General features: G+C 67.6%; 23 protein-coding genes. 9 read left to right on the forward strand and 14 right to left on the reverse strand.

Annotated features, from left to right (window positions below):
• Positions 1-82 precede the first annotated feature (82 nt).
• The 3 genes from ACO05L_RS09300 to ACO05L_RS09310 all read left to right on the forward strand — a co-directional run bounded on the left by ACO05L_RS09300 (position 83) and on the right by ACO05L_RS09310 (position 4,983).
• Complete coding sequence (locus ACO05L_RS09300; RefSeq protein WP_421728898.1) at positions 83-2,005, forward strand: peptidyl-prolyl cis-trans isomerase; 1,923 nt, start codon at positions 83-85, stop codon at positions 2,003-2,005.
• Positions 2,002-3,576 (forward strand): anthranilate synthase component I, encoded by a 1,575-nt coding sequence (trpE, locus tag ACO05L_RS09305; protein WP_421728899.1) that lies wholly within the window; start codon positions 2,002-2,004, stop codon positions 3,574-3,576. Before ACO05L_RS09300 ends, trpE begins: the two co-directional genes overlap by 4 nt.
• 84 nt (positions 3,577-3,660) lie before the next feature.
• The gene (locus ACO05L_RS09310; protein ID WP_421728900.1) at positions 3,661-4,983 is read left to right on the forward strand and encodes an acetyl-CoA hydrolase/transferase family protein; all 1,323 of its coding nucleotides are present in this window, start codon (positions 3,661-3,663) and stop codon (positions 4,981-4,983) included.
• 15 nt (positions 4,984-4,998) lie between these two features.
• Here the strand turns inward: ACO05L_RS09310 and ACO05L_RS09315 are convergent, their stop codons facing one another.
• Positions 4,999-5,205 (reverse strand): peptidoglycan-binding protein, encoded by a 207-nt coding sequence (locus tag ACO05L_RS09315; protein WP_421728901.1) that lies wholly within the window; start codon positions 5,203-5,205, stop codon positions 4,999-5,001.
• Between the two features lie 116 nt (positions 5,206-5,321).
• Between ACO05L_RS09315 and ACO05L_RS09320 the strand changes: the two genes are divergently transcribed.
• The 4 genes from ACO05L_RS09320 to lexA all read left to right on the forward strand — a co-directional run bounded on the left by ACO05L_RS09320 (position 5,322) and on the right by lexA (position 8,552).
• A complete protein-coding gene (locus ACO05L_RS09320; protein WP_421728902.1) occupies positions 5,322-5,912 on the forward strand; it encodes an anthranilate synthase component II in 591 nt (196 codons plus the stop codon).
• Between the two features lie 4 nt (positions 5,913-5,916).
• Complete coding sequence (gene trpD / locus ACO05L_RS09325) at positions 5,917-6,966, forward strand: anthranilate phosphoribosyltransferase (RefSeq protein ID WP_421728903.1); 1,050 nt, start codon at positions 5,917-5,919, stop codon at positions 6,964-6,966.
• The gene (gene trpC / locus ACO05L_RS09330; protein WP_421728904.1) at positions 6,963-7,766 is read left to right on the forward strand and encodes an indole-3-glycerol phosphate synthase TrpC; all 804 of its coding nucleotides are present in this window, start codon (positions 6,963-6,965) and stop codon (positions 7,764-7,766) included. The genes trpD and trpC overlap by 4 nt, the downstream gene beginning before the upstream one ends.
• Before the next feature lie 90 nt (positions 7,767-7,856).
• Positions 7,857-8,552: a transcriptional repressor LexA gene (gene lexA, locus ACO05L_RS09335; protein ID WP_421728905.1), complete on the forward strand. Its 696-nt coding sequence runs from the start codon at positions 7,857-7,859 to the stop codon at positions 8,550-8,552.
• Between the two features lie 19 nt (positions 8,553-8,571).
• Here the strand turns inward: lexA and ACO05L_RS09340 are convergent, their stop codons facing one another.
• Positions 8,572-10,743, reverse strand: coding sequence for a ComEC/Rec2 family competence protein (locus ACO05L_RS09340; protein WP_421728906.1), 2,172 nt, complete (start codon positions 10,741-10,743; stop codon positions 8,572-8,574).
• On the opposite strand from ACO05L_RS09340, the gene gltX reads away from it, so the two are divergent.
• On the forward strand, positions 10,742-12,163 hold the full coding sequence (gltX, locus tag ACO05L_RS09345; protein ID WP_421728907.1) for a glutamate--tRNA ligase: 1,422 nt from the start codon (positions 10,742-10,744) through the stop codon (positions 12,161-12,163). The two genes, ACO05L_RS09340 and gltX, sit on opposite strands and share 2 nt — an antisense overlap.
• A gap of 64 nt (positions 12,164-12,227) precedes the next feature.
• A complete protein-coding gene (gene gltA / locus ACO05L_RS09350; RefSeq protein ID WP_421728908.1) occupies positions 12,228-13,529 on the forward strand; it encodes a citrate synthase in 1,302 nt (433 codons plus the stop codon).
• 37 nt (positions 13,530-13,566) lie between these two features.
• Here gltA and lpxB read toward each other — a convergent pair whose 3' ends face one another.
• From lpxB to frr, 12 genes are all read right to left on the reverse strand, one after another.
• A complete protein-coding gene (gene lpxB / locus ACO05L_RS09355; protein WP_421728909.1) occupies positions 13,567-14,742 on the reverse strand; it encodes a lipid-A-disaccharide synthase in 1,176 nt (391 codons plus the stop codon).
• Complete coding sequence (lpxI, locus tag ACO05L_RS09360) at positions 14,739-15,578, reverse strand: UDP-2,3-diacylglucosamine diphosphatase (RefSeq protein WP_421728910.1); 840 nt, start codon at positions 15,576-15,578, stop codon at positions 14,739-14,741. Before lpxI ends, lpxB begins: the two co-directional genes overlap by 4 nt.
• 10 nt (positions 15,579-15,588) lie before the next feature.
• Entirely contained in the window at positions 15,589-16,377 is a 789-nt protein-coding gene (lpxA, locus tag ACO05L_RS09365; protein ID WP_421728911.1) for an acyl-ACP--UDP-N-acetylglucosamine O-acyltransferase, read from the reverse strand.
• A complete protein-coding gene (gene fabZ / locus ACO05L_RS09370; protein ID WP_421728912.1) occupies positions 16,374-16,862 on the reverse strand; it encodes a 3-hydroxyacyl-ACP dehydratase FabZ in 489 nt (162 codons plus the stop codon). The genes lpxA and fabZ overlap by 4 nt, the downstream gene beginning before the upstream one ends.
• Positions 16,859-17,875, reverse strand: a complete 1,017-nt coding sequence (gene lpxD, locus ACO05L_RS09375; protein ID WP_421728913.1) for a UDP-3-O-(3-hydroxymyristoyl)glucosamine N-acyltransferase — start codon at positions 17,873-17,875, stop codon at positions 16,859-16,861. Before lpxD ends, fabZ begins: the two co-directional genes overlap by 4 nt.
• 7 nt (positions 17,876-17,882) lie before the next feature.
• Complete coding sequence (locus tag ACO05L_RS09380) at positions 17,883-18,467, reverse strand: OmpH family outer membrane protein (RefSeq protein ID WP_421728914.1); 585 nt, start codon at positions 18,465-18,467, stop codon at positions 17,883-17,885.
• A gap of 34 nt (positions 18,468-18,501) precedes the next feature.
• Positions 18,502-21,039 (reverse strand): outer membrane protein assembly factor BamA, encoded by a 2,538-nt coding sequence (gene bamA / locus ACO05L_RS09385; RefSeq protein ID WP_421728915.1) that lies wholly within the window; start codon positions 21,037-21,039, stop codon positions 18,502-18,504.
• Positions 21,040-21,101: 62 nt separating this feature from the next.
• Complete coding sequence (locus tag ACO05L_RS09390; RefSeq protein WP_421728916.1) at positions 21,102-22,319, reverse strand: M50 family metallopeptidase; 1,218 nt, start codon at positions 22,317-22,319, stop codon at positions 21,102-21,104.
• Positions 22,320-22,357: 38 nt separating this feature from the next.
• Positions 22,358-23,569: a 1-deoxy-D-xylulose-5-phosphate reductoisomerase gene (dxr, locus tag ACO05L_RS09395; RefSeq protein ID WP_421728917.1), complete on the reverse strand. Its 1,212-nt coding sequence runs from the start codon at positions 23,567-23,569 to the stop codon at positions 22,358-22,360.
• Entirely contained in the window at positions 23,566-24,384 is an 819-nt protein-coding gene (locus tag ACO05L_RS09400; protein WP_421728918.1) for a phosphatidate cytidylyltransferase, read from the reverse strand. Before ACO05L_RS09400 ends, dxr begins: the two co-directional genes overlap by 4 nt.
• Positions 24,384-25,157, reverse strand: coding sequence for a polyprenyl diphosphate synthase (uppS, locus tag ACO05L_RS09405; RefSeq protein ID WP_421728919.1), 774 nt, complete (start codon positions 25,155-25,157; stop codon positions 24,384-24,386). Before uppS ends, ACO05L_RS09400 begins: the two co-directional genes overlap by 1 nt.
• A gap of 40 nt (positions 25,158-25,197) precedes the next feature.
• A complete protein-coding gene (frr, locus tag ACO05L_RS09410) occupies positions 25,198-25,755 on the reverse strand; it encodes a ribosome recycling factor (RefSeq protein ID WP_421728920.1) in 558 nt (185 codons plus the stop codon).

Here is a 25,755-nt window from a genome sequence, read left to right on the forward strand (position 1 = left end):
GTCGCTCCCGCTTGCCGTCCAGCCGACCCCTGCCCTATACGCCGAGACGGCGCTCGCCGCCGTCGCACTTCAGGTTCGCTCGATGATCTCCGTGTTCCGCAACTTCGCCAAGTCCAAATGGGCCGCCGGTCTTCTGGTTTTGGTCGCCCTCAGCCTGATCGTTACGGGCGCCCAGATGGACATCTTCTCCAGCCTGGGGCCGAAGCACGTCATCAGCGCCGGGGATCGCAGCGTCGACGGACCTCAGTTCCGCACCGACTTCGACCGTATTCGCGAAAGCGTCAGTCAGCAGGCGGGTCGCCCGCTGACGGTCAATGATCTGGTCGCCGAGAACATCCACGTCCGCTACCTGGAAGAACAGACCAAGCGTCTGGGCTTCGCCGAATGGGCCTGGCAGGCCGGCATCCGTCCCGGCAAGGAACTGGTGCTGAAACAGATCCGCGAGATCACCGCCTTCTTCAACCCCGTCACCGGCCAGTTCGACGAGCAGCAGTACCAACAGGCCCTGGCCGAACAGAACGTCACTCCGGCCCAGCTGGAACAGGACTTCCGCGACCAGTACACGACCAACCATTTCGGCTCGGCCGTGGTGGCGGGCGTTCGCCTGCCGCGCATCTATGGCGCCCTTCTGGCCGGTCGCGCCATGCAGACCCGTGATGGTCGCTGGTTCACCGTGACCCAGGCCATGGCCGGCACGGCCCCGGCCCCGACCGACGCCCAGCTGAACGCCTTCATCAGCGAGAACGCCGCCCAGCTGCGCCGCCCCGAGTTCCGCATGGCCTCGGTCGTGCTGTTCGACAACGGCCCGGCCGCCGCCAACGCCCCGATCCCCGAGGCCCGCATCGTCGAGCGCTTCAACTTCCGCAAGGACGCCCTGTCCAAGCCTGAAACCCGCACCTTTGTCACACTGACAGCCCCGACCAAGGCCGCTGCCGACAAGATCGCCGCCGCCCTGCGCGCCGGCCAGACCCCTGAACAGGCCGGCTCCGCCAACGGCGGTCTGCGTCCGGCGCCCTTCGCCGACACGCCGCGTTCGGCCGTCTCAGATCCGGCCGTCGCCGCCGCCGTCTTCGGCGCGGCCTCTGGCCAGGTGACGGACCCGGTTCAGGGACGCGTCGGCTTCACCGTCGCCCAGGTCTCGGCCATCAGCCCCGGCGCCCCCGCCACGCTGGAAAGCGCTCGCCAGGCCGTGATCGCCGAACTGCGCGAGGAAGACGCCAAGGGACAGGTTTTCAGCCGCGTCGAGCAGTATGAAAAGGCTCGCACCGAGGGCAAGACCCTGGCCCAGGCCGCCGAAGCCGTCGGCGCCCGTATCGTTCAACTGCCGCCCTTCACCCAGGACGGCAAACTGCCGGACGGCCAGCCCATGAACGCGCCGCCGCAGATCCTTTCGACCGCCTACAACCTGAGCAAGGGTGGCGAGAGCGAGGTCATCGACGCTGGCCAGGGCCAATATTTCGTCCTGCGCCTGGATGACATCCAGGCCGCCGCCTTGCCCGAACTCGCCGACGTCCGCGAGCCTCTGGCCGCCCAGTGGCTGCTGCGCGAGAACGCCCGTCGTCTGTCGGCCAAGGCCGAGGAACTGGCCGCCCGCGTTCGCAGCGGCCAGGACATCGCCGCCGTCGCCGCCTCGGTGAACGCCACCCTGACCACGCGCGGTTCGGTCCAGCAGAACCCGCAGGCGCAGCAGGAGATCGGCGAAGGCATCCTCCAGGGCCTGTTCGGCCAGGGCCGTGGCCAGGTCTTCTCCGGCGCAGCCTCGGCCTCCTCCTATGTCGTCGGCCGTGTGGATGCGATCCATCCGGCGGTGCCAGCGCTGGCGGCCCCGATCGCCCAGCAGGTGCTGGGCCGCATGGGAGCCGAATTCGGCAATGGCGCAGCCCAATCTCTGATTGAGGCGGCTGCGGCCAAGGCAAAGGCGAAGAACGATCCGGCTCTGGCCCTCCAGGCTCTGGGCGTGACCGACGCCGCGGCTGGTTCCGCCCCGGCCGCTCCGGCGTCGTGACGCCGGTAGAGCCGGACGCCGCCGCCGCGTTCACCGCCTTCGCTGACGGCCTCGCGGCCGGTCGCCCCCAGGTCGTCGTCCGTCGTTTGATCGACGACCTGGAGACCCCGGTGTCGGCCTATTTGAAGGTCGGCCTGGGCCGCACCCACGCCTTCCTGCTGGAATCGGTCGAAGGCGGCGCGTTGAACGGCCGCTATTCGATCATCACGGTCGAGCCGGACGTGGTCTGGCGCTGTCGCGGCGGCGCAGCCGAGATCGCGCGCGGCGAGGATGTCGCCGCCGAGCGGTTCACGCCCGAGGCCCTGCCTGCGCTCGATTCGCTCAGGGCCCTGATCGCCGCGACCAGGTTAGATCTGGCCGCCACCCCCTATGGCGACCTGCCGCCCATGGCGGCGGGCCTGTTCGGCGTGTTCGGCTATGACATGGTGCGGCTGCTGGAGCCGCGGCTGCTCGCCGAGAACGGTGGCCAGCCCAATCCTGATCCGCTGGACCTGCCCGACGCCGTCCTGACCCGCCCGTCGCTGGTGGCGATGTTCGATTCGGTGCGGCGCGAGATCGTCATGGTGGCCACCACCTATCCCGACGGCCGCGCCCTGGATCCCGGCGCCGCCTGGGCCGCCGCTAACGCGCGTCTGGCTGCCTTCGAAGCGCGACTGCGTCAGCCCCTATTGGCCCGTAGCGCGCCGGAGCCCCAGGACGCCCCGGCCTTCGCCTCGCCCGTGGACGGCGCCGCCTTCGACACCCTGGTGGCGCGGGCCAAGGAGTACATAACGGCGGGAGACATCTTCCAGGTGGTGCTCAGCCACCGGTTCAGCGCCCCCTGGGCGGGAGATCCGTTCGCCTTCTATCGCTCGCTGCGTCGCCAGAACCCCTCGCCCTATCTGTTCTATCTGAACTTCGGCGATTTCCAGCTGGCCGGCTCGAGCCCCGAAATCCTGGTCCGGCTCAAGGACGGCGGCGTCACCATCCGTCCGCTGGCCGGCACGCGCCCGCGCGGCGCGACGCGCGAGCTGGACAAGGCCCTGGAGGCCGAGCTTCTGGCCGATCCCAAGGAACTAGCCGAGCATCTGATGCTGCTGGACCTGGGCCGCAACGACGTGGGTCGCGTCTCGGCGCCCGGCACGGTCGAGGTGACCGAAAGCTTCGTCGTCGAACGCTATAGCCAGGTCATGCACATCGTCTCCAACGTGCAGGGCAAGGCCGATCCGGCCCTGGACGCCGTCGACACCCTGCTGGCCGCCCTGCCCGCCGGAACCCTGTCGGGTGCGCCCAAGGTGCGGGCCATGGAGATCATCGACGAGCTGGAACAGACCCGGCGCGGCGTCGGCTATGGCGGGGGCGTCGGCTATATCTCGGCCGGCGGCGAGGCGGACATCTGCATCGTCCTGAGGACCGCCATGTTCACGCAAGGCCAGGTCTTCGTTCAGGCTGGAGCCGGCGTCGTGGCCGACAGCGATCCTGCGGCCGAATACGCCGAGACCCAGGCCAAGGCCCGCGCCCCGATGCGCGCCGCCGAGGACGCCTGGCGGTTCGAACTGGGCGCGCCTCTGAATGCGGCGGGCGAAGTCTAGTCAGCCTTTGGTCGAACTGGCGCCGTCGGTTGCAGGTCCTTAATTGGCTAGCGACAACTGCGCCCGGCCCAGGACTGAACGCCCGTGACAGACATCTTAGCCCTCTATGCCGACCGCGTGATGGACGCCGCCACCGCTGCGGCCCTGATTCCTTCGGGCGCCAAGGTCGCCATGGCCCTGGGCGTTGCCCAGCCGCCGGCCCTGCTGAAGGCCATCGCCGACCGGGCCGAGGCGGGCGAGGTCGACGACCTGCGCCTGTACTATCTGCTGTCCACGGCCATCGCGGGCGATACGGTGCTTCGCTACGAGCTGATGGACCGCATACATCCCTACAGCCTGTTCCACAGCGGCATCGAACGCAGTCTGAACGCACGCGCGCTCGAAGAGGGCCGCGATCCCGTGGTCCAGGTCGTCCCGACCGGCTTCCAGCAGACCCCGCGCCTGCTGTGCGAAGAGATCGGCGTCGATACCCTGATCGCCACGGTCTCTCCGATGGATGCCGACGGCAACTTCAGCTTCGGCACCAACACCGACTACGCCCAGCCGGTGTCGAAGACCGCCCGGCGCGTGATTCTGGAGGTCAACCCGCAGATGCCGCGCGTGTCCGGCGACTGCACCATCCATGTCTCCAACGTCACGGCTCTGGTCGAGAACCCCACGCCGCTTCTGGAAGTCGGCAAGGCGGCCAGCCAGCCGGCGGACACGGTCATTGGCAAATTGATCGCCGGTCTGGTCGAGGACGGGGCCACCCTGCAGATGGGGATCGGCGCCCTGCCCGACGCTGTCTGCGCGGCCCTGATGGATCACAAGGACCTCGGCATCCACACCGAGATGCTGACGCCAGGCCTGGTCGATCTGATGAAGGCCGGCGTGGTCACCAATGCGCGCAAAACTCTGCATCCGGGCCAGACCGTCTTCACCTTCTGCATGGGCGACCGGTCGACCTACGAGTTCCTGCATGAAAACCCCAGCGTAGCGGCCTATCCGGTATCCTACGTCAACGACGTCCACGTCATCGGCCAGAATGACAACATGGTCTCAGTCAACGCCACGCTGGAGATTGACCTCGAGGGCGCCTGTTGTTCCGAGCATTTGAATGGGCGGCAGTTCACCGGCTCGGGCGGCCAACTGGATTTCGTCCGTGGCGCCTATGTTTCAAAAGGCGGCCAGTCGATCATCGCCTGTCATTCGACGGCCAAGGGCGGCAGCGTCTCGCGCATCGTGCGGCGTCTGGCCGGGCCTGTGACCACGCCCCGCAATGATGTCCATATCGTCGTGACAGAGTACGGCGTCGCCAACCTGAAGGGCCTGAGCATATCCGAGAGGGCCACCGCTCTGATCGGCTTAGCCCATCCACAGTTCCGCGACGAACTGACTGCCGCCGCCCACGAACAGGGCCTGATCTAGAGAGCGTTCGGGGCCTCAGCGCATCCAGGTCGGCGGGGCGTCGTTCTCCAGCGCCACGCCCGGCCCCAGCACCATGACCCCGGCCATCAGGACCGCCGCGATCGCCGCAAAGGCCGCCGCGCCAAGACCCGCCCAGGCGCTGGCCGGCTTTTCGACCGGCATGGCCAGCAGGAGGCGCGCGCGTTCCAGGGTCTCCGGCGTGCGGGGGTCGACAAAGGGCAAGGCGGGCTCCATCAGAACCCCTATCAGGCGCCGCCTGATCTTAACGTCGCGTTTCCGCCCCCTCCCCAGCCCGATCCGGCTTGGCGAGCGCGGCCCTTGCCCCTAAGACGCTCACCATGATCCTGGTCGTCGATAACTACGACAGCTTCACCTACAACCTCGTCCACTACCTCGCGGAGTTGGGCGCGCAGACTCACGTCGTGCGCAATGACGACCTGACCGCCGACGAGGCCTGGGCGCTGAAACCCGAAGCCATCCTGCTGTCGCCGGGGCCCTGCGCCCCGGATCAGGCGGGCATCTGTCTGCCGCTGATCGACACCGCGCCGCTGGACATGCCGATCCTGGGGGTCTGCCTGGGCCATCAGGCGATCGGCCAGGCCATGGGCGGCCACGTCGTGCGCGCCAAGGCCCTGATGCACGGCAAGACCTCGCCCATCCTGCACGAGGGGCTGGGGATGTTCGCCGGCCTGCCCTCGCCCTTCACCGCCACCCGCTATCACTCCCTGGCCGTGCAGCGCGACACCCTGCCCGATGCGCTTCAGGTCACCGCCTGGACCGAGGACGGCGAGATCATGGGCTTCCAGCATCGCGAACGGCCCATCCACGGCGTCCAGTTCCACCCCGAATCCATCGCCACCCAGCATGGTCACGAAATGCTGGCCAACTTCCTCGATCTGGCGGGCGTGAAACGTCTGGCCGTGGTCTGACCTCGTGACTGACGCTGTCGAAGGCGGCTTCAAGCCCCTGCTCGCCCGGCTGGTGGACGGCCATACCCTGACATCCGAACAGGCCGGCGCCTTCTTCGCCGCCTGTCTGCGCGGCGAGGCGACCCCGGCCCAGGTCGCCGCCGCCGTCACCGCCCTGCGGATGCGCGGCGAGACGGTCGAGGAGATCGCCGCCTTCGCCGGCTCCATGCGTGACGCCGCCGCGACCCTGGACCACCCTTATGACGTGATCGACACCTGCGGCACCGGCGGCGACGGCCAGCACACCTTCAACATCTCGACCGCTGCGGCCCTGGTGCTCGCAGGCGCAGGCGTGAAGGTGGCCAAGCACGGCAACCGCGCCCTCAGCTCCAAGTCGGGATCGTCCGACGTGCTGTCGGTGCTGGGCGTGGATCTGATGGCGGGGTCGGAGCTGCAGCGCCAGGCCCTGGATCAGGCCGGCATCGCCTTCCTGTTCGCCCCCGCCTATCACGGCGCTATGCGGCACGTGACGCCGATCCGGGCCGAGATCGGCTTTCGCACCATCTTCAACCTGCTGGGTCCTCTGTCGAATCCGGCCAATGCGCGGCGTCAGTTAATGGGCGTCTATGATCCCAAGCTGCTGGAGCCCCTGGTCGAGGTGCTGGGCCGTCTCGGCGCCGTGCGGGCCTGGACCGTGCATGGTCAGGGCCTCGACGAACTGACCACGACCGGCCCGACCGAGGTCGCCGAATGGAGAGACGGCGCGGTCCGCCGCTTCACCGTCACGCCCGAGGACGCGGGCCTGCCACGCGCGACCATCGCCGACCTGCGCGGCGGTGACGCCGAGTTCAACGCGGCGGCCCTGCGCGCCCTGCTGGACGGCGCGACCGGCCCCTATCGCGACATCGTCCTGCTGAACGCCGCCGCCGCCCTGGTGGTCGCCGACAAGGCCGAGGATCTGAAATCGGGCGTCGCCCTGGCCGCCTCCGCCATCGACGAGGGCAAGGCCGCCGCGTCGCTGGAGGCCCTGGCCCGCATCACCTCGACGCCCGCGCCCATCGAGGAGGTCATATGACCGTCGCCACGTCAGACGTCCTGACCCGCATCGCCGCCTACAAGCGCGAGGATGTCGCCGCCCGCAAGCTAGCCCGACCGCAAGCCGAGATCGAGGCCGCAGCCCTGGCCGCCGACGCCCCGCGCGGTTTCCGCGACGCCCTGGAACGCCACGTCGAGGAAACCGGCAAGCCCGCCCTGATCGCCGAGATCAAGAAGGCTAGCCCGTCCAAGGGGCTGATCCGCGCCGACTTCGACCCCCCCGCTCTGGCCCGGGCCTATGAGGCCGGCGGCGCATCCTGCCTGTCGGTCCTGACCGATGGCCCCAGCTTCCAGGGCGACGACGCCTATCTGGTCGCCGCCCGCGCCGCCGTCAGCCTGCCCTGCCTGAGGAAGGACTTTCTGGTCGACCCGTGGCAGGTCGCCGAAAGCCGCGCCCTGGGGGCCGACTGCATCCTGATCATCCTCGACATGGTCGATGACGTTCTGGCCGGCGAACTGCTGTCAGAGGCGACGCGATTCGGCATGGACGCCCTGATCGAGACCCATGACGAGGCCGAGATGGCTCGCGCCTGCAAGCTGGGCGGCGATCTGGTCGGCATCAACAACCGCAGCCTTCGCACCTTCGAGGTCGATCTCGACACGACCGAACTGCTGGCCATGCTCAGCCCCGTGAAGGCCCTGCTGGTGGCCGAAAGCGGCATATTCACCCCCGAGGATGTCGCCCGCGTCAGCGCCGCCCACGCCCAGGCCGTCCTCGTCGGCGAGAGCCTGATGCGTCAGGCGGACGTTGAGGCGGCGACCCACGCGCTGCTCGCCTGAGATCGACCTCTGCCGTTAAGTTGACATTAGGCAAGAACACTTACAGAACATCGAGACAGGTTCACGTCTTGTTCTGAAGGCCGATTCTCCATGCTTACCAAGAAGCAGCACGAACTCCTGATGTTCATCCATGAACGCATCAAGGAGACGGGCGTCTCCCCCTCGTTCGACGAAATGAAGGAGGCGCTGGATCTGGCGTCCAAGTCGGGCATCCACCGGCTGATCACGGCGCTGGAGGAACGCGGCTTCATCCGCCGCCTGGCCCATAGGGCGCGGGCGCTGGAAGTGACCAAACTGCCCGAACAGGCGACGACCGGCCCTGTGCGCGGTCGCGCGCCCTTCCGCCCCGACGTGATCGAAGGCGGCGGTCGCCCTGCTGCGGCGTCGGAGCCTGCCAACGACACCCGGGAGCTTGTTCTGGTCGGCAAGATCGCCGCCGGCACGCCCATCGCCGCCATCCAGGGCGACAACGGACGCTATGCCGTGCCCGAATCCATGCTCGGCTCGGGCGAGCACTACATGCTCGAGATCGAGGGGGATTCGATGATCGAGGCCGGCATCCTCAGCGGCGACCTGGTGGTCATCAAGAAGGTGGACACCGCCTCCTCCGGCGAGATCGTCGTCGCCCTGGTCGAGGGCGAGGAGGCCACGCTGAAGCGGCTGCGCAAGAAGGGCGGCTCCATCGCGCTTGAGCCCGCCAACCGCGCCTACGAAACCCGCATCTTCGGCCCCGATCAGGTCGAGGTTCAGGGCAAGCTGGTGGGGCTGATCCGCCAGTACCACTAGGGTCCAGTACGGCTTGGGTTCAGGCGCCGTCAGCGCTGTCGGGATCGGGCAATCGGCTCCATGGCCGGTCGCCGCGCACGTCCGAGGTCCAGACCGCGCGCCACCCCTGCGGCGTGCGCCACAGTTCGACGGCCCCGCCTCGGGCATAGTCCACGCCGTCCAGCACCAGAGTGCCTTCGCATGCCGCCGGTAGAACACTCAGCCGCGCCCGACTGCTGACGACCGGGGCCGAGGCGCACAGGGCGGCCAGAGCCTCGGCGTCCGGCGCTCTCTTGCCCCACCACAGGGCGATCGGCCCTGCCCCCGGACTGACAGGCGCGCAGCCGTAGCGCTGACAGGTCCAGCCTTCGTCGGGTCGCGCCACCAGGGCCAGCCCCCGCCGCCGGGACCACAGATCGGCGGCGAACTCGCGCACGCCCGGCCGGATCGCCACGGCCTCGCGACCCTCGCTGAAAGCGGCGTTGGTCCCGCCGTCTCCGATCCACAGCGTCGGCGTCGGCGCGCGCGGCCAGATCATCACGGCGCAGGCAAAGGGCAGACCGAGCCAGCGCAGCCGACCTTTCCACAGACATACCCACAGGACGCCCAGGAAGGCGATGGGCAGCACATAGTCCGGCGCGCTGGCCACCGTCTGAACGGCGCCCGGCAGGTCGGCGGTCCAGTGGCCGATGGCCAGCATCAGATCGACCCCTTTGCCCGCCACCCACAGGAAGGGCCCGCCCAGCCCGACCGGCTCCAGCAGGGCGCCCAGGGCCAGGGCCGGCATCATGATGAAGTCCGCGACCGGCGAGGTGGCCAGGTTGGCGAACAGCCCATAGATGGCGGTGCGGTTGAAATGCTGCATGGCGAACGGCCCCGTCGCCATCCCGGCCACCAGGCTGGCCATGCAGGCGGCGAAGATCCAGCCGCCGAATCTCTGCACCGCCACGATCGGCCAGGGCGCCGAAATCTCTCTCGGTCGCGCGGGCCAGGCTTCGACCAGGGCCACCAGGGCGGCGGTGGCGGCGAATGACATCTGGAACCCGGGCGTGACGATGGCCTCGGGTTGGGTCGCCAGCACGATCAGGGCCGCGACCGCCAGCCCGTGCATGGTGATGGCCTGGCGATCCAGCAGGATGGCGATGAAGGCTATGGAGGCCGTGATCGCCGCCCGCTCGGCCGGCGGCGGGGCGCCCGACACGATCAGATAGGCCAGGACCGCCGCCAGCCCCGCCACCGCCGCCACCTTTCGTCCCGACACCCGCAACGCCAGCCACGGCCATGCTGCGACGCCCAGTCGAACGGCGAAGAAGACGAAGCCCCCGACCACGGCCATATGCAGACCCGAGATCGACAAAATATGAGCCAGGCCGGAATCGCGCATCGCATCCAGATCGTCCTGCTGGATCCAGGTCTCGTGTCCGGTGACCATGGCCGCCGCGACACCGCCGGTCCGCTCGCCCAACCGGGCCACGATCCGCTGCGCCAGGGCGTAGCGGGCGCCGTTGACCGCCATCATCAGGCGCAGACGCCAGGGCGGTTCGTCCAGTTGCGCCGGTCGCGTCTCGCCCAGGGCGAAGACCACCCCGCCCATGCCCTGGAAGAAGGCGTTGCGGCCAAAGTCATAGGCGCCGGGACTGGCGGGCGCAGGTGGGGGATTGAGGATGCCAAACAGTCGAACAGGGCTGCCCGGCGGCGGGGGCTCACCCTTGATCGTCGCCCGCAACCTGATCGGCGTCGCTTCGGGTCCAAGTCCGCGGATGCGGGTTGGGGCCACCACAATGCGGTGGCCCCGTTGGCCCGGACTGTCGACATCCAGCACCCAGCCCTCGACCAGGGTGGGCTGGCTCATGGCCGGAGCGATCGGCCCCTCGACCCGTTCCGTGCGGATCTTGGCCGCGGTCATCCCCAGGGCGAAACAGGCCAGCATCAGCAGTGGCAGGGTGATCCGTCGAGGCTGGCCCGTTCGCCGTGCCGCCAGCCACAGGATCGAGGTCGCCAGGGCCGCCAGCACCAGCGGCCACAGCGGAGGCTCGGCCTTCAACAGGAAATAGACGCCGCATCCGCCGCCGAACGCCACCGGCGTCCACAGCCGCCAGCGCAGCCCCTGTCCCGAAACTTCATCCGCCAGCCAGGCCGCGAACCGCGCGCCAAGGCTGGGAATTGCCGTCTCGGGGGGTATAAGAGCGGCCCGCACGGACCCTCCCCCCATGACTTCTTCTTCGCCCTCGACGCCTGTCGTCACCCGTTTCGCCCCCTCGCCGACCGGCTTCCTGCACATAGGCGGCGCAAGAACGGCGCTTTTCAACTACCTTTACGCGAAGGGTCGGGGCGGAAAGTTCCTTATCCGTGTCGAAGACACCGATCGCGAGCGTTCAACCGACGAAGCCGTCAAGGCGATCTTCGATGGTTTGAGCTGGCTGGAGCTGTTCGCGGACGAGGAGCCCGTCTTCCAATTTTCGCGCGCCGACCGTCACCGCGAGGTGGTCGACCAACTGCTGGAGCGCGGCGCGGCCTATCGCGACTTCACCACAGCCGAGGAAACCGGACGCCTGCGCGACGAGGCCAAGGCCGCGCGCCGCACCTTCGAATCGCCCTGGCGCGACCGCGAGCCGAGCGTGGACGACCTGTCCCAGCCCCACGTGGTCCGCTTCCGTCGCCCCCTGCCCGGCCGCGTGACGGTCGAGGACGAGGTTCAGGGCACGGTCAACTGGGCCAATGAGGACCTGGACGACCTGGTCCTGCTGAGATCGGACGGCGCCCCGACCTATAATCTGGCCGTGGTCGTCGATGACCACGACATGGGCGTCACCCACGTCATTCGCGGCGACGACCACCTGAACAACGCCGCTCGTCAATCATTGATCTACGATGCGCTCGACTGGCCCCGGCCCGCCTTCGCCCACATCCCCCTGATCCACGGCCCGGACGGCGCCAAGCTGTCGAAGCGCCACGGCGCCCAGGCAGTGCATGAGTATGCCGACATGGGCTATCTGCCCGAGGCCATGCGCAACTATCTGGCTCGCCTGGGCTGGGCGCATGGCGACGAGGAACTGTTCAACGACGAGCAGGCCGCCGAATGGTTCGACCTGTCCGGCATCGGCAAGGCCCCGGCCCGCCTCGACTTCGACAAACTGGCCCATGTGAACGCCCACTGGATGCGGATGGCGGATGACGACCGGCTGGCCAAGCAGGTGCTGGACGTCCAACTGGCTCGCGGCCATGTCCTGGGCGAGGACGATGAGGCCCGGCTGGTGCGCGCCATGCCGTTCGTGAAGGACCGGGCCAAGACCATCATCGAGTTGGCCGACCAGACCGGTTTCGTGCTGCGCCGCCGTCCGCTGGCCATCTACGAAAAGGCCCTGCCCATGCTGGCCGACGAGTCCGGCGCCCGCATCGGCCGGCTGCGTGATCGGCTGAAACTCTTCGCCAGCTGGGATGTTTTCGCCCTCGAGGCGGAGCTGAAGGTCTTTGCCGAGGAAGAGGCCGTGGGCTTTGGAAAGATCGGTCCAGGCGTCCGCGCAGCCCTGACCGGGGACGGCGTTTCGCCCGATATCGCCAAGACGCTGGCCGCTCTTGGGCGCGAAGAATCCCTCGGGCGCTTGGATGATGCGCTGCAACAGACTAAGTGACACTCACGTCGTGTTTCGTCCCGTGCGCCTCCCCGTGCGAGACCAATAAAAATGAAGGGCCGCCATGAACGACAAAGCCAAATCCGCCGGTTCGGCGACGCTGACGCTGGGTGACAAGACGGTGGACCTGCCGGTCCTGTCCGGCTCGACCGGCCCCGACGTCATCGACATCCGCAAGCTGTATGGCGCGACCGACGCCTTCACCTATGATCCGGGCTTCACCTCGACGGCGGCCTGCGAAAGCGCAATCACCTTCATCGACGGCGACGCGGGCACGCTGCTGCACCGCGGCTATCCCATCGGCGAACTGGCCTCGAAGTCGAACTTCGTCGAGGTCTGCCACCTGCTTCTGCACGGCGAACTGCCGACCGCAGCGCAATACGAGAAGTTCGAAGACAGCATCACCATGCACACCATGCTGCATGCCCAGTTCGACCGCTTCTTCGAAGGCTTCCGCCGCGACGCCCACCCCATGGCCATCATGGTCGGCACGGTCGGCGCCCTGTCGGCCTTCTATCACGACAGCCTGGATATCCATGACGCCCGCCAGCGCGAGATCTCGGCCATCCGTCTGATCGCCAAGATGCCGACCATCGCCGCGCGCGCCTACAAATACCACATCGGCCAGCCCTTCGTGTCGCCGCGCAATGACCTGAACTACGCCGAGAACTTCCTGCGCATGTGCTTCGCCGTTCCGGCCGAGGACTATGTGGTCAACCCGGTGATGGCCAAGGCCATGGACCGTATCTTCACCCTGCACGCCGACCACGAGCAGAACGCCTCGACCTCGACCGTGCGTCTGGCCGGTTCGTCGGGCGCCAATCCGTTCGCCTGTATCGCCGCCGGCATCGCCTGCCTGTGGGGGCCGTCGCACGGTGGCGCCAACGAAGAGGCGCTGAACATGCTCAAGGAAATCGGCACGCCCGACAAGATTCCCGAGTTCATCGAAGGCGTAAAAGCCAAGAAATACAAGCTGATGGGCTTCGGCCACCGGGTCTACAAGAACTACGACCCGCGTGCGACCGTCATGAAGGAAAGCGCCGACGAAGTGCTGGCCGCCGTCGGCGATCCCAACGATCCCCTGTTCCAGGTCGCCAAGGAACTGGAGCGCATCGCTCTGAACGACGAGTATTTCATCGAGCGCAAGCTGTTCCCGAACGTCGACTTCTATTCGGGCATCACCCTGTCGGCGATGGGCTTCCCGACCTCGATGTTCACCGTGCTCTTCTCGCTGGCCCGCACGGTCGGCTGGATCGCCCAGTGGCAGGAAATGATCGGCGACCCGACCCAGAAGATCGGCCGCCCGCGCCAGCTCTACACCGGCCCGACCCAACGCGAATTCGTGCCGGTCAGCCAGCGCGGCTGATCGCTTCGGGCTAGACTGAAAATGGAAACGCCGGGGCTCAGGCCCCGGCGTTTTTCGTTTCGACGATCGTCTTCAGCACCGCATCCGCAGCCAGTTCCGACGGATCGGGGCCGCCACGGCCCATCAGGTCGAGAGCGGCGGTCTGTCGTTGCGCCTGCTCGGCTCTCGCGGCAGGATCGCCCAGCAACCGCCTGGCTTCTGCGGCCAGTTTCTCCGGCGTGGCGTCCTTCTGGATCAGTTCGCGCGCGATCTCCGCGTCGGCCGCCGTGTTGAACAGGGTGGCGAACTTGCCGGTGAAGAAGGGGCGCATGATCGCGTAGCTGAGCGGATCGAACCGGTACGAGATCACCATCGGCGCCCCGGCCAGGGCCAGTTCGGTCGAGACAGTCCCGCTGGTCGCCAGGGCGACGTCGCAGGCCAGCATGGCGTCGTACTTCCTGTCTTCCTGAACCAGATGGGTGCGGAACGGCCAGGTCGCGACCCGCCCGACCACATCCTCGGCCACCGTGCCGGCGGCGACCACGGCGATCTCAATTCCAGGGTCTTCGGCCTTCAGCCGAGCAGCCGCCTGTTCGAAGACGGGCGTCATGCGCGCGATCTCGGACGGCCGGCTGCCGGGCAGGATCAACAGCAGTTGCGCGTCCGCGGCTATGCCCCGTGCCTGGCGGAACGCCGTGCCATCAGCCTTGGACATATCGACATGCAGGGCGGACGACCCGACCACGGTCGTGGCCAGCCCCTGTTTCTCGAACCAGGGCGCGTCGAAGGCATAGAGAGCCAGCAGGTGATCGACTGACTTGGCCAGGGTCTTTGCCCGGCCGGGGCGCGAGGCCCAGACCTGAGGCCCCACATACTTGATCAGCGGCACGCCCGGCAGGGCCTCACGCAGGGCCTGGGCCACGCGGATGGTGAAGCCCCAGCTGTCGATCAGCACGACGGCGTCCGGCCGCTCGCGCACCGCCAGGGCCACGGTGTCGGCGACACGCGCCTTGACCCGGCCATAGGCGCGCAGGCCGTCGATCCAGCCGAAGATCGACAGGTCGGCGATGTCGAAGGGGCTGACGACGCCCTCGGCCGCCATTTTCGGGCCGCCCACGCCGACGAAGTCCACGTCGCCGCCCAGCCGCCGTTTCAGGGCCTGGGCCAGTCCGGCGCCCAGCGCGTCGCCCGACGCCTCGGCCGCCACCAGCATGATCTTCAAAGAACGGCTCATGAGCGCGCCTCGCCCCAGACGAACAGGCCCAGCCGATCGGCCGTGGCGATCACGGCGGCTCGGTCGATCAGGATCAGATGACCGGACACCCCGCCGACCCCGGCCAGCCCTGCGGCGGCGGCCAGTTCGATCGTGCGGGCGCCGATCACCGGCATGTCCACCCTGAGGTCCTGGATCGGCTTGGGCGCCTTGCCCAGTGCGCCCTTGGCGGCGCCCGGTGCGCCGCGCAGGTCGGCGGGCAATCCGGCGACACGGGCCAGCATGGCGTCCGTCCCCTCCTGCGCCTCGACCGCCAGGACCAGGCCGTCGCAGACGACCGCCCCCTGACCGATATCGAGTTCTCCAGCCTTTTCCGCGACGTGCAGCGCCTTCTTCAGGTCTGCGCGCTGCTCCGCCGTGGGGCTGACCGCCCCCAGCGCGCCCTCGGTCAGGGTCTCGCCGCCCAGGATGTCGTCGGCGCCCTCGATGGCATAGCCCTCGGCCTCGAAGATGGACAATATCTTGCGCAACAGGGCGTCGTCGCCCCGGGTCGCAGCGGCGATGATGCCAGGCAACAGGGTCGCGCCCTTCAGATCGGGCTTCAGCGCTTTGAAATCGGGTCGGGCGACGATCCCGGCGAAACAGACCGCGCCGCAGCCGGCGGCCTTCAGCGCCGCCAGCGACTTGCCGATCTCTGCGATGCCGCATTCCATGCCGGGATAGCGGACCAGATGCGGATCGGCGAACCCGGTCAGGCGGATGACGAAAAGAGCCCGCCCTTCGGCCTCGCAGCGTGCGGCGATGGCCAGCGGCAGGTCGCCGCCGCCGGCGATCAGGCCAAGCCGGACGGGCGTCATCGGACCACCCTCAATCTCCCGGCAGGCAGAGCGGGCGTTTGCCGCTGTCGCGGATGAAGGCGACGATCTCCATGATCTCGGGCAGGTCGGCATAGGCCTGTTCCACGCCGTCCAGGCGATCGGCGAACACGCCGCTGCCCTCGAACAGGTCGCGATAGGCGGCCAGCAGGCGGCGAACCGCATCCTTGCCATAGCCCTTGCGCTTCAGCCCGATCAGGTTGAGCCCGTGCAGTTGCGCGTGATTGCCCCAGGCCGAGCCGTAGGGGATCACGTCGCGGGTCACCGCCGCCAGCCCGCCGACGATGGCGCCCTGTCCGACCCGCCCGTTCTGATGCACGGCGCACAGACCGCCCAGAAACACCTTGTCTCCGACCTGCGCATGCCCGCCCAGGGTGGCGTTGTTGGCCATGACGACATTGTCGCCGACCACGGCGTCGTGGCCGACATGGGCGCCCGTCATGAACAGGCCGTTGGAGCCGACGACGGTGACGCCGGACCCCTGGGGCGTGCCCCGGTTGAAACTGCTGTGCTCGCGGATCGAATTGTCGCTGCCGATTTCCAGCCGCACCGGCTCGCCCTTGTAGCCGTTATGCTGCGGGTCGCCGCCGATGACGCAGAAGGGGTGCACGGTCGTCCGCGCGCCGATGCCCGTGTCCTGCTGCACCACGACGTGGCTGACCAGGGTGACGTCCTCGGCCAGGGTCACGCCCGGCCCGACAGTGCACCAGGGGCCGATCTGGACCCCGTCGGCCAGCTGGGCCGACGGATGGATCAGGCTGGTGGGGTGGATGGTGCTCATGCCGCGGGTTGGTCGACCTTGACCACCATCGCCATGAACTCGGCCTCGGCGACCAGCTTGCCCTCGACGAAGGTCTCGCCGCGGAACTTGTAGGCGTCCCCGCGCGCGCGGGTGACGATGACCTTCATCTTCAACTGGTCGCCGGGACGAACGGGCTTGCGGAAGCGGACGCCGTCGATCGACATGAACATGATGACCTTGTCCGCCACCGCGACGTCCAGGGTCTTGGACATCAGCAGAGCGCCGGTCTGGGCCATGGCTTCGACGATCAGGACGCCGGGCATGACCGGGTCGATGGGGAAGTGGCCCTGGAAGAAGGGCTCGTTGTGGGTGACGTTCTTGACGCCCGTGATCGAGGTGGCGGGCACGAAATCCTCGGCCCGATCCACCAGCAGGAAGGGATAGCGGTGCGGTAGGCGGCGCATGACCTCGGCATAATCGATCCGCACATCCTGCACGGCGGCCTGGTTGGCGACGTCCGTCATCCGTCTGATTCCTTGATCTTCTTCTTGGTCGCCTGTTTGGAGACCCAGATCGTCTCGCGCAAGAATTGCCGTATCGGCTTGGCCGGATAGCCTGACCAGGTCTCGCCCGCCGGCACATCGGCCAGGACCCCGCCCCCCGCCGCTACGCGCGCGCCGTCCCCGATGGTGATGTGGTCGCCGACGCCGGCCTGTCCGCCGAACATGACATTGTCGCCGACGATGACCGAGCCTGCCAGGCCGCTGTGGGCCGCCATCAGCACATTGCGGCCCAGGACGCAGTTGTGGCCGATCATGCAGAGGTTATCGATCTTGGAGTTCTCGCCGATCACCGTGTCGCCATAGGCGCCGCGGTCGATACAGGTGTTGGCGCCGATGGTGACGCCGTCCTGCAGGATCACACGGCCCAACTGGGGGATGTCGATCGGCCCTGTGCTGGATCCCGCCGCGCCAAAGCCCGCCTCGCCGATCCGGGCGCCGGCGTAGATCTTCACCCGGTCTCCGACCAGAGCGAAGCCGACACTGGTGTTGGGGCCGATCAGGCAGTCGCGGCCGATCTGCACGCCCGGTCCGACGACGCTGTTGGCGCCGATCCGCGTGCCCCGACCGATGCGAGCGCCTTGGCCCACCACGACGCCGGGCGACAAGACGACGCTGTCGTCTTCGCAGACATCCGCAGGGTATGCGGCGCCGTCCAGGGTCCGTGATCTGTGGAACAGGGCCGATGCGCGCGCCCAGGCCGCCTGGGCCTCACGCGACTGGATGACGGCGATACCCTCGGGCACGGCCGAGACGGCGGCCTCGGGCACGATCACGCAGCCGGCTTTGGTGTGGGTCAGGCTCTCGGCGAATTTGCGGTCGGCCATGAAGGCCACGGCGTTCTGGTCGGCCGAGGCGAGCGGTGCGACGGCCGAAATGATCCGGTCGCCGCCACGCACGACCTGCCCGCCGATCCTCTCGGCGAGCAGGCTGACGCTCAGCGGTTCCAGGCTCTGGAAAAACCGAGCGTCTGGCATATTGGTCCTACTGGGTCCGAGCCGGAACCGGCAGGCGGTTGAAGCTCAGGGTCGGCAGAGCGGCGTTGACGCGCTGGATCACGGTCGCGGTCACGTCCATGGCCGGGTTCATGATGAAGACGCTCTCGCGGTCGATCAGGATGCCGCAGCCCTTTTCCTGATAGACGGCGACCAGCACCGGCTCGACGGCTTCCGAGATCAAGCGGCGCTGTTCGGACAGGGTGTAGCGCAGTTCTTCGCTGCGGGTCTGTTCCAGCTGCTGGGCTTCACCCACGCGCTGTTGCAGGGCCTGACGACGTTGCTGCTGCTGGTCGGCGGGAATGGAGGCGGCGCCGGTCTGCAGGGCCTGGGCCTCGGTTTGGATGGCCGTGGCGTAGGGAGCCAGTTCGCCCTGAACCTCGGTCGCCAGTTGCTCCATGCGCGCCTGAACGGCCTGGCCGGCGGTGGATTGAGCCAGCAGTTGCTGGTTGAAATAGACGCAGACGCCCGGGATGGCGGGGCCGACGTTGGCGGGGCCGGCGGTCTGGGCCGAGGCGGCCGAAGCGGCGACGAGCGAAGCGAAGGCGACAGCGCCGATAGCAAGCGTTTTCATGACTAGCCTTTATGCGGTCCTTTTGGACCTGCGGTTAAAACTGGGTGGACGTCGAGAAGCGGAAGGTCTCGGTCTTGTCGTAGTCTTCCTTGGCGAGAATCTGGCTGAGGTCGAAGCGGATCGGCCCCATGGGCGACTTCCAGTGGATGCTGAGACCCGCAGAAGCCCGCAGCGCCAACTCATCGACGATGCTGGTGTCTGGCAGGCCATTGCTCCCCAGGGTGTAGCGGTCGTCAAGCACGCCCAGCGTCCCCACATCGGCGAACAGCGAGGTCTTGATGCCGTATTGCTCGGGCAGGAAGTTGGGCAGGGTCAGCTCGACGCTGCTGACGGCGTAGAAGTTGCCGCCCAGGGCGTCGCGCGTGGTCAGGTCTCGCGGACCCATGCCCGCAGTCTCGAACCCGCGGAAGCTGTTGCCGCCCTTGAAGAAGCGGTCGTTGATGCGGATCGAGTCGCCGGACCAACCGGAAACATAGCCCATCGAGCCTTGGACGCTGACGATCCAGGCCGGTGTCAGGCCGTAGTAGAAGGTCGCATCGGCCTCGGTCTTGATGTAGTTCACGTCGCCGCCAACGCCGGCGAAGTCCTGGCGCAGCGAGCCCGCCCAGCCGCGCGTGGCCCGGATCGGGTCGTTCCGGCGGTCGATGGCCAGCGTATAGCCGACCGAGGAGTTCAGCGAGGATCCGACCTGTTCGCACAGCGAGCGCGAGAAGTTCGTCGAACCGTTACACAGGCTGGACGGAACGATGATCTCGTCCGACTTGATGAAATAGCGGGTGCTCAGGCGCGTGTAGCCATTGATCGGGAAGGACAGCCGAAGACCGGCGCCCGTCGAACGGTAGTCGTATGAGGACTCTTCCTGGAAGTCGTAGCGTGAGTGGAACAGGTCGAAACCGGCGCCCAGGTCGCGCCCCATGAACCGTGGTTCGGTGAAGCGGAAGTCGATCTGCTGACGCAGCGAGCCCCACTCGGTCCGCGCCACGATGTTCTGGCCACGACCGCGGAAGTTGCGCTCGCTGATGCCGACATTGACCACGAAGGCGTCGACCGAGCTGAACCCGGCGCCGACGGACAGTTCGCCGGTCGGCTGTTCCTGCACATTGACGTTCACGACGGTGCGGTCGTCGCTGGCTCCGCGCGTCTCCTGGATCGTCACGTCCTTGAAGAAGCCGAGCGAACGAAGGTTGTTGCGCGACCGCTCGATCAGGGTGCGGTTGAAGGCGTCGCCTTCGGACAGCATGATCTCGCGCCGCACGACGGGGTCGATGGTGCGGGTGTTGCCGACGATATTGATCCGGTCGATGTAGACCCGGCGGCCTTCGCTGACGTTGAAGGTCACGTCGACGGTGTCGGTCTCCGGGTTGGCCTTATAGGTCGGGCGGATGTCGACGAAGGCGTAACCGGCCGAGCCCGCCGCGAAGGTCAGGGCGTCGACCGAGCTTTCGATCTTGTCGCTCTCATAGAGCTGGCCGCTGCGGATCGGGATCAACAGACGCAGGAAGTCGGCGTTCAGCCGGTCATTCTCGGTGACGACGGTGATCTGGCCGAAATTGTACCGATCCCCCTCGTCCATCGTCATGGTGATGCCGAAGGCGCTGTTGTCCGGCGCCAGTTCCGCCACGGCGGAGATGACGCGGAAGTCGTAATAGCCCCGGTTTGTATAGAATTTCCGTAGCTGCTCGCGGTCGTAGTCCAGCCGGTTCGGGTCGTAGTTGTCGTTCGAGCTGAACAGCCGGTACCAGGCGCTCTGCTTGGTGACCATCACGTCGCGCAGGTCGTTGTCCGAGAAAGCCTCGTTGCCCAGGAAGGTGATGGCGCGCAGGCCCGTCTCGGGGCCTTCGTCGATCTCGAACACCACGTCGACGCGGTTCTGGTCCAGTTGCACCAGCTTGGGGGTCACGGTCGCGGAAATCCGACCCGAAAGGCGGTACAGCTCAATAATCGAACCGACGTCTTCCTGCACCTTGGCGCGGGTATAGATGCCGCGCGGGGAGATGGTGACCTCTTCGGTCAGCTTCTTCTCGCTGAGCGCGCTGTTCCCCTCGAACACCACCTGGTTGATGATGGGGTTCTCGACGATCGTCACGATCAGGTCGCCGTTGGGCTGAAGCCCGATCTGCACGTCGGCGAACAACTGGGTCCGCGTCAGGGTGCGAATGGCGACATCCAGGATGGCGGCGTCGATCACGTCGCCAGCCTGGATCGGCAGATAGGACAGGACCGTCGTCTGGTCGATCCGCTGGTTGCCCTGAACCAGGACGCGGTTGACCACGGCGCTCTGCTGGACCGGCGCAGCCGCCTGAGGCGCGGGCGAGGACGCCTGGGCCGGAGCGGCGACCGCAGCTGGGGCGGGAGCGGTCAACGAGGCGCCAGGCGTGATGCTGGGGGCCGGAGGCGCGCCGATGGTGCGCGAAGGCGGCGCGGCAGGCGCCAGAGGGCCGCTGGCGGGCTGGCCGCGCTCGGGCGCGGGCGGCGGAACCGGCACGCTCTGGGCCTGGGCCGTTCCGTGCAGGCCTGCGGCCATGACGAGCGCCAGGACGCTGGCCACCGGAGCCGCAGAACGGCCGGCCATGGATGCGGAAGCGCGCGTATCGGTCATCATCATTCGGGAAACCATCGGGGGCTGGCGTCGGCTCAACTGACGAGCCCGCCGAGGAATTTGAACAGGCTTAACTTCTGCAGGTCGTTCCAGGTCGCGAACAACATCAAACACGCGAGCAAAGCAAGACCGACCCGGTATCCCGCCTCTTGAACACGAGCCGCAACGGGTTTCTTCGCCACAGCTTCGTAAGCGTAGAAAACCAGATGGCCCCCGTCCAGAACCGGAATGGGCATCAGGTTGATGAAGCCGATTCCGATCGAAAGTATGGCGGCGAGCTGGACAAGCGAAAGACCCAGGTTGGCGGCCTTCAGACTGACCGGGGCCTCGCCCGCCGTCGCCTGCTGGCTGATGCCGCCCGCCGCCTTGGCGATTCCCAGGGGGCCGTTCAGCATGTCGCCGGATTCGCGACCGGTGAAGATGCGCCCCAGATAGTGCAGCGTCGTGGACAGGACCTCGCCGGTCTTGTTGACCGCCGCGCCCACGGCTTCGACGGGATTGTAGCGCACGAAGCGGACTTCATCGCGCCGATAGCCCATTTCAAGACCGATACGGCCGACCTTGATCTCGCCGCTGATGGCGTCCTGGGTCACGGTGCGGACAGGTGTCGCAACCAGTTCCACCCGCTGGCCTGCCCGCTCCACCACGAAATCGACGGGCGTGGCCGAGCTCAGCGTGACGATGCGGATCACGTCCTCGCCGCTACGGATCACACCCCCATTGGCTTCGAGGATCAGGTCGTTGGGCTGGAAACCCGCGGCGGCGGCGGCCGAATCCGGCGTGACGTTGGTCACCCGCGGGGGGGCGACCACATCGCCCAGCGCCATATACATGGCGCTGAAGATGGCGATGGCCAGCACGAAGTTGGCGAAGGGCCCTCCGGCCGTGATCAGGGCTCGCTGCCAGACGGGTTTGAAATGGAAATAGTCGCGCTCGGCGCCCGGCCCATTTTCGGCGATGACCCGGCTGCGCAGCTCGGCCAGCCCGGCCTTGTCCGGCACGCTGGCCGCGTCCAGATCGCCCGAGAATTTGACGTAGCCGCCCAGCGGCATCCAGCCCAGTCGCCATTCCGTGCCGTGCCTGTCGGTGCGGCTGGCGATAGCGCGACCGAAGCCGACCGCGAAACGGTCGATCTTCACCTTGAAGGCGCGGGCGATCAGGAAATGCCCCAGTTCGTGGATGGTGACGATAAAGGTCAGCACCAGCAGGAAGGGCACGACATAGATCAGGATCTGACCCAGAAGGTTCAGCATCGGCTCCCTAACAGCATGGTCCCGTCCTCCGTCTCGTCTCAGGCCGCAAAGGCGCGTTGCGCGACGATGGTCCCCGCGATCCGGCGAGCCCGTGCATCCACGGCCAGGGCCGCCTCACACGCATCGTCGGAACCGGACATCACCCCCTCGGCCATCGCCCGTTCAAGGGTTTCGGCGACGACTGCGGCAATATTGAGAAAGCCCAGACGGCGGTCAAGGAAGGCATAGGCGCCGACCTCGTTGGCGGCGTTGAACACGGTCGGGGCGTCGCCGCCCGCGATCAACGCCTGCCGGGCCAGATTCAGGGCCGGGAAGCGCTCGAAATCGGGGGCTTCGAACGTCAAGGCGCCCAGGGCCGCCAGGTCCAGCCGGGGGGCGGGCCAGCTCAGCCGGTCAGGCCACGACAGGGCGCAGGCGATCGGCGTGCGCATATCCGGCGGCCCCATCTGGGCCAGGGTCGAGCCGTCGACGTATTCGACCATGGAATGGATGATCGACTCGGGATGGACCACCACGGCGATCTTTTCGGCGGGCATATCGAACAGATAGGCCGCCTCGATGGTCTCCAGCCCCTTGTTGGCCAGGGTGGCGCTGTCGACGGAAATCTTGGCGCCCATGCTCCAGCGCGGGTGAGCCACGGCCTGTTCGGGCGTCATCCGCGCCATGTCGGCCAGCGACGTCTTGCGGAAGGGCCCGCCTGAAGCCGTCAGGATCAGCCGCGCGACCCGCTCGGGCGCATCGGCCGGAAAGACCTGGAAGATGGCGGAATGCTCGGAATCGACCGGGATCAACCGTCCCTTGGCCGCCGCCACGCGCGCGATCAGGCGCGGACCGCAGCAGACCAGACTTTCCTTGTTGGCCAGGGCCAGGGTCGCGCCGGTTCCGGCAGCCGCCCAGGTCGAGCGCAAGCCGGCGGCGCCGACGATGGCGGCCATCACCAGTTCGGTCGGACGCGTTGCGGCCTCGACTACGGCCGCATCGCCCGCCGCGACCTCGATTCCCGTACCCGACAGGGCCTCGCGCAGATCGTTCAGCAGGCCAGGTTCGGCGATGACGGCGACCCGGGGCTTCCACCGCCGTGCCTGCTCGGCCAGCCGGGCCACATTGCGGCCACCCGTCAGGGCCTCGACTTCGAACGCGCCGGTCCCGGCCTTTTCGGCCTGATCCATCAGGTCCAGCGTCGAGCAACCGACCGAGCCGGTCGAGCCGAGAACGCTTAGCTTGCGCCGCAGGGGCGAAGACCCGCTCAAACCTGGGCTTCCAGCAGCAGCACCAGCCAGCGCCCTGCGGCGACCGCCACGACGGCGAACATCAGCCCGTCGACACGGTCCAGCAGGCCGCCGTGGCCGGGGATCAGGTCGCCCGCATCCTTGACGCCAAAACGCCGTTTGAGAGCGGATTCCCACAGGTCGCCGCCCATGGTCGCAAGCGCCGCCAGCAAACCGAGCGCCGCGCCCCAGAAGACATTCAGCCGGCCCATCTCGAGCCAGGCCGCCATCGCCCCGCCGGCGATCATCCCCGCCGCCAGTCCGCCGATGAAGCCCGACCAGGTCTTGTTGGGCGAAAAACGCGGCCACAGCTTGGGTCCGCCCAGCAGGCTGCCGACCAGATATGCCAGGATGTCCGCCGACCAGGCCACGGCGAAGACCAGCACCGTCCAGTGCAGGCCGATGCGGCTGTCATTGTCACGGAGCCAGATCAACAGGACGATGGGCCAGCCAAGATAGAGCACGCCATAGGCCGCGTTCAGCGCAAGTTGGCCTCGCGACCGAGCAAACAGACCGGACGCCCCTGCCCCCACGACCAGCAGCACCAGCCCCAGCGAGAACTGGCCGACATGGGTCACCACAGCCGCGGCGACCAGAGCCACGCCAACGGCCCAGGCCATCATCCGCGACGCCTGGGGCGCGCTCATCTTGGCCCATTCCATGGCCAGCAGGACGGAAGCGGCCAGGACCAGGGCCAGGAACCAGTATCCCCCAGCCCAGGTCGCCAATACGGCTGCGGGCGCCAGCACGAAGGCCGACGCCGCCCTCAGACCGATGTCCCGCGCCTTGAACGCCATCAGCCGGCCGCGCGCGCAGGCATGAGATTAGCCGCAGCTGCGGAACTCACGGCGCCGTAGCGGCGATCCCGGTGGGCGTACTGGCGCACGGCGTCAGCCAGGGCGGCGTGGCCATAGTCGGGCCAGAGCACGTCCTGGAACACCAGCTCGGCATAGGCGGCTTCCCACAACAGAAAGTTCGACAGCCGCTGCTCGCCCGAGGTCCGCACGATCAGATCGACCGGCGGGGCCCCTGCGGACGCCAAACCGGAGGCCAGGGTGTCCTCGTTCAGGGGGCCGACGTTCTCGCCGGCCAGGACGCGTTCGACATGGCGCTGAGCGGCGTCGACCAGATCGGCCCGACCGCCATAGTTGAAGGCCACCTGAAGCAGGAAACGATCGTTGTGGGCCGTCTCGGCCTCGGCCTTGGAAATGATGGCGGCGATGCCGTCAGGCAGGCCGCCGCGGCGGCCCAGAACCTTCACCCGTACGCCCTCGCGCGCGAGGCGGTTCAGGTCGCTGGTGACATAGGTCCGAACCAGACCCATCAGGTCGGCGACCTCTTCGGCCGGCCGGCTCCAGTTCTCGGTGGAAAAGCCGAACACCGTCAGACACCGAATTCCCAGCGACGGCGCGGCCTGCACCGTGCGCTTCAGCGCCTGGACGCCTTCGCGATGGCCCATGGCGCGCGGAAGCCCCCGAGCCTGAGCCCAGCGTCCGTTCCCGTCCATGATGAGCGCGACGTGCCTGGGACCTGAGGCGGTCCCGGACAGATCGGCGGTGGCAGCCGTCATTGGTCTGGTGTCCTGGAGAAGTCGGGGGCGAGGTCTGGTGTCAGACCTGCATGATCTCAACTTCCTTGGTCTTCAAGGTCTCGTCGATACGCTTGATGGCCGCATCCGTGTCCTTCTGGACCTCGGCCTCCATCTTCTTCTGGTCGTCCTGGCTGATGTCGCCGGCCTTCTCGGCCTTCTTCAGGTCGTCGTTGGCGTCACGACGGACGTTGCGGACGGAGATTTTCTGCTGTTCGGCGTATTTGGCGGCCAGCTTGGCCAGGTCCTTGCGGCGCTCTTCGGTCAGGGGCGGGACGGGTATCCGCAGGGTCAAGCCATCCACGATGGGGTTCAGGCCCAGTCCCGCGGCGCGGATAGCCTTTTCGACGGGACCGACCATGGTCTTGTCCCAGACATTGACCGAGATCATGCGCGGCTCGGGCACGCTGATGGCGGCCACGGCGTTGAGAGGCGAGTTCGAGCCGTAGGCCATCACCTGCACGGGATCCAGCAGGCCGGCATTGGCCCGGCCGGTGCGCAGGCCGGAAAATTCTTCCTTGAGCGAAGAGACGGCCTTGTCCATCCGGTCGCGATAGGTGTTCAGATCGGGCTTGGCCAT

Origin of the sequence: Brevundimonas sp. (assembly GCF_965227765.1) — a bacterium.
In the GTDB taxonomy this organism is placed as follows: Bacteria; Pseudomonadota; Alphaproteobacteria; order Caulobacterales; family Caulobacteraceae; genus Brevundimonas.

Excerpts from the sequence above, each read along its gene's own strand:
- ACO05L_RS09340 (WP_421728906.1), bottom strand. The coding sequence starts at position 10,743 with ATGGGGGGAGGGTCCGTGCGGGCCGCTCTTATACCCCCCGAGACGGCA.
- gltA (WP_421728908.1), top strand. The coding sequence starts at position 12,228 with ATGAACGACAAAGCCAAATCCGCCGGTTCGGCGACGCTGACGCTGGGT.
- uppS (WP_421728919.1), bottom strand. The coding sequence starts at position 25,157 with ATGACGGCTGCCACCGCCGATCTGTCCGGGACCGCCTCAGGTCCCAGG.
- lpxD (WP_421728913.1), bottom strand. The coding sequence starts at position 17,875 with ATGCCAGACGCTCGGTTTTTCCAGAGCCTGGAACCGCTGAGCGTCAGC.
- ACO05L_RS09390 (WP_421728916.1), bottom strand. The coding sequence starts at position 22,319 with ATGCTGAACCTTCTGGGTCAGATCCTGATCTATGTCGTGCCCTTCCTG.
- trpC (WP_421728904.1), top strand. The coding sequence starts at position 6,963 with ATGACCGTCGCCACGTCAGACGTCCTGACCCGCATCGCCGCCTACAAG.
- ACO05L_RS09300 (WP_421728898.1), top strand. The coding sequence starts at position 83 with ATGATCTCCGTGTTCCGCAACTTCGCCAAGTCCAAATGGGCCGCCGGT.
- frr (WP_421728920.1), bottom strand. The coding sequence starts at position 25,755 with ATGGCCAAGCCCGATCTGAACACCTATCGCGACCGGATGGACAAGGCC.
- fabZ (WP_421728912.1), bottom strand. The coding sequence starts at position 16,862 with ATGACGGACGTCGCCAACCAGGCCGCCGTGCAGGATGTGCGGATCGAT.
- lpxB (WP_421728909.1), bottom strand. The coding sequence starts at position 14,742 with ATGAGCCGTTCTTTGAAGATCATGCTGGTGGCGGCCGAGGCGTCGGGC.
- ACO05L_RS09400 (WP_421728918.1), bottom strand. The coding sequence starts at position 24,384 with ATGGCGTTCAAGGCGCGGGACATCGGTCTGAGGGCGGCGTCGGCCTTC.
- ACO05L_RS09380 (WP_421728914.1), bottom strand. The coding sequence starts at position 18,467 with ATGAAAACGCTTGCTATCGGCGCTGTCGCCTTCGCTTCGCTCGTCGCC.
- lexA (WP_421728905.1), top strand. The coding sequence starts at position 7,857 with ATGCTTACCAAGAAGCAGCACGAACTCCTGATGTTCATCCATGAACGC.
- lpxA (WP_421728911.1), bottom strand. The coding sequence starts at position 16,377 with ATGAGCACCATCCACCCCACCAGCCTGATCCATCCGTCGGCCCAGCTG.
- bamA (WP_421728915.1), bottom strand. The coding sequence starts at position 21,039 with ATGGCCGGCCGTTCTGCGGCTCCGGTGGCCAGCGTCCTGGCGCTCGTC.
- ACO05L_RS09320 (WP_421728902.1), top strand. The coding sequence starts at position 5,322 with ATGATCCTGGTCGTCGATAACTACGACAGCTTCACCTACAACCTCGTC.
- lpxI (WP_421728910.1), bottom strand. The coding sequence starts at position 15,578 with ATGACGCCCGTCCGGCTTGGCCTGATCGCCGGCGGCGGCGACCTGCCG.
- gltX (WP_421728907.1), top strand. The coding sequence starts at position 10,742 with ATGACTTCTTCTTCGCCCTCGACGCCTGTCGTCACCCGTTTCGCCCCC.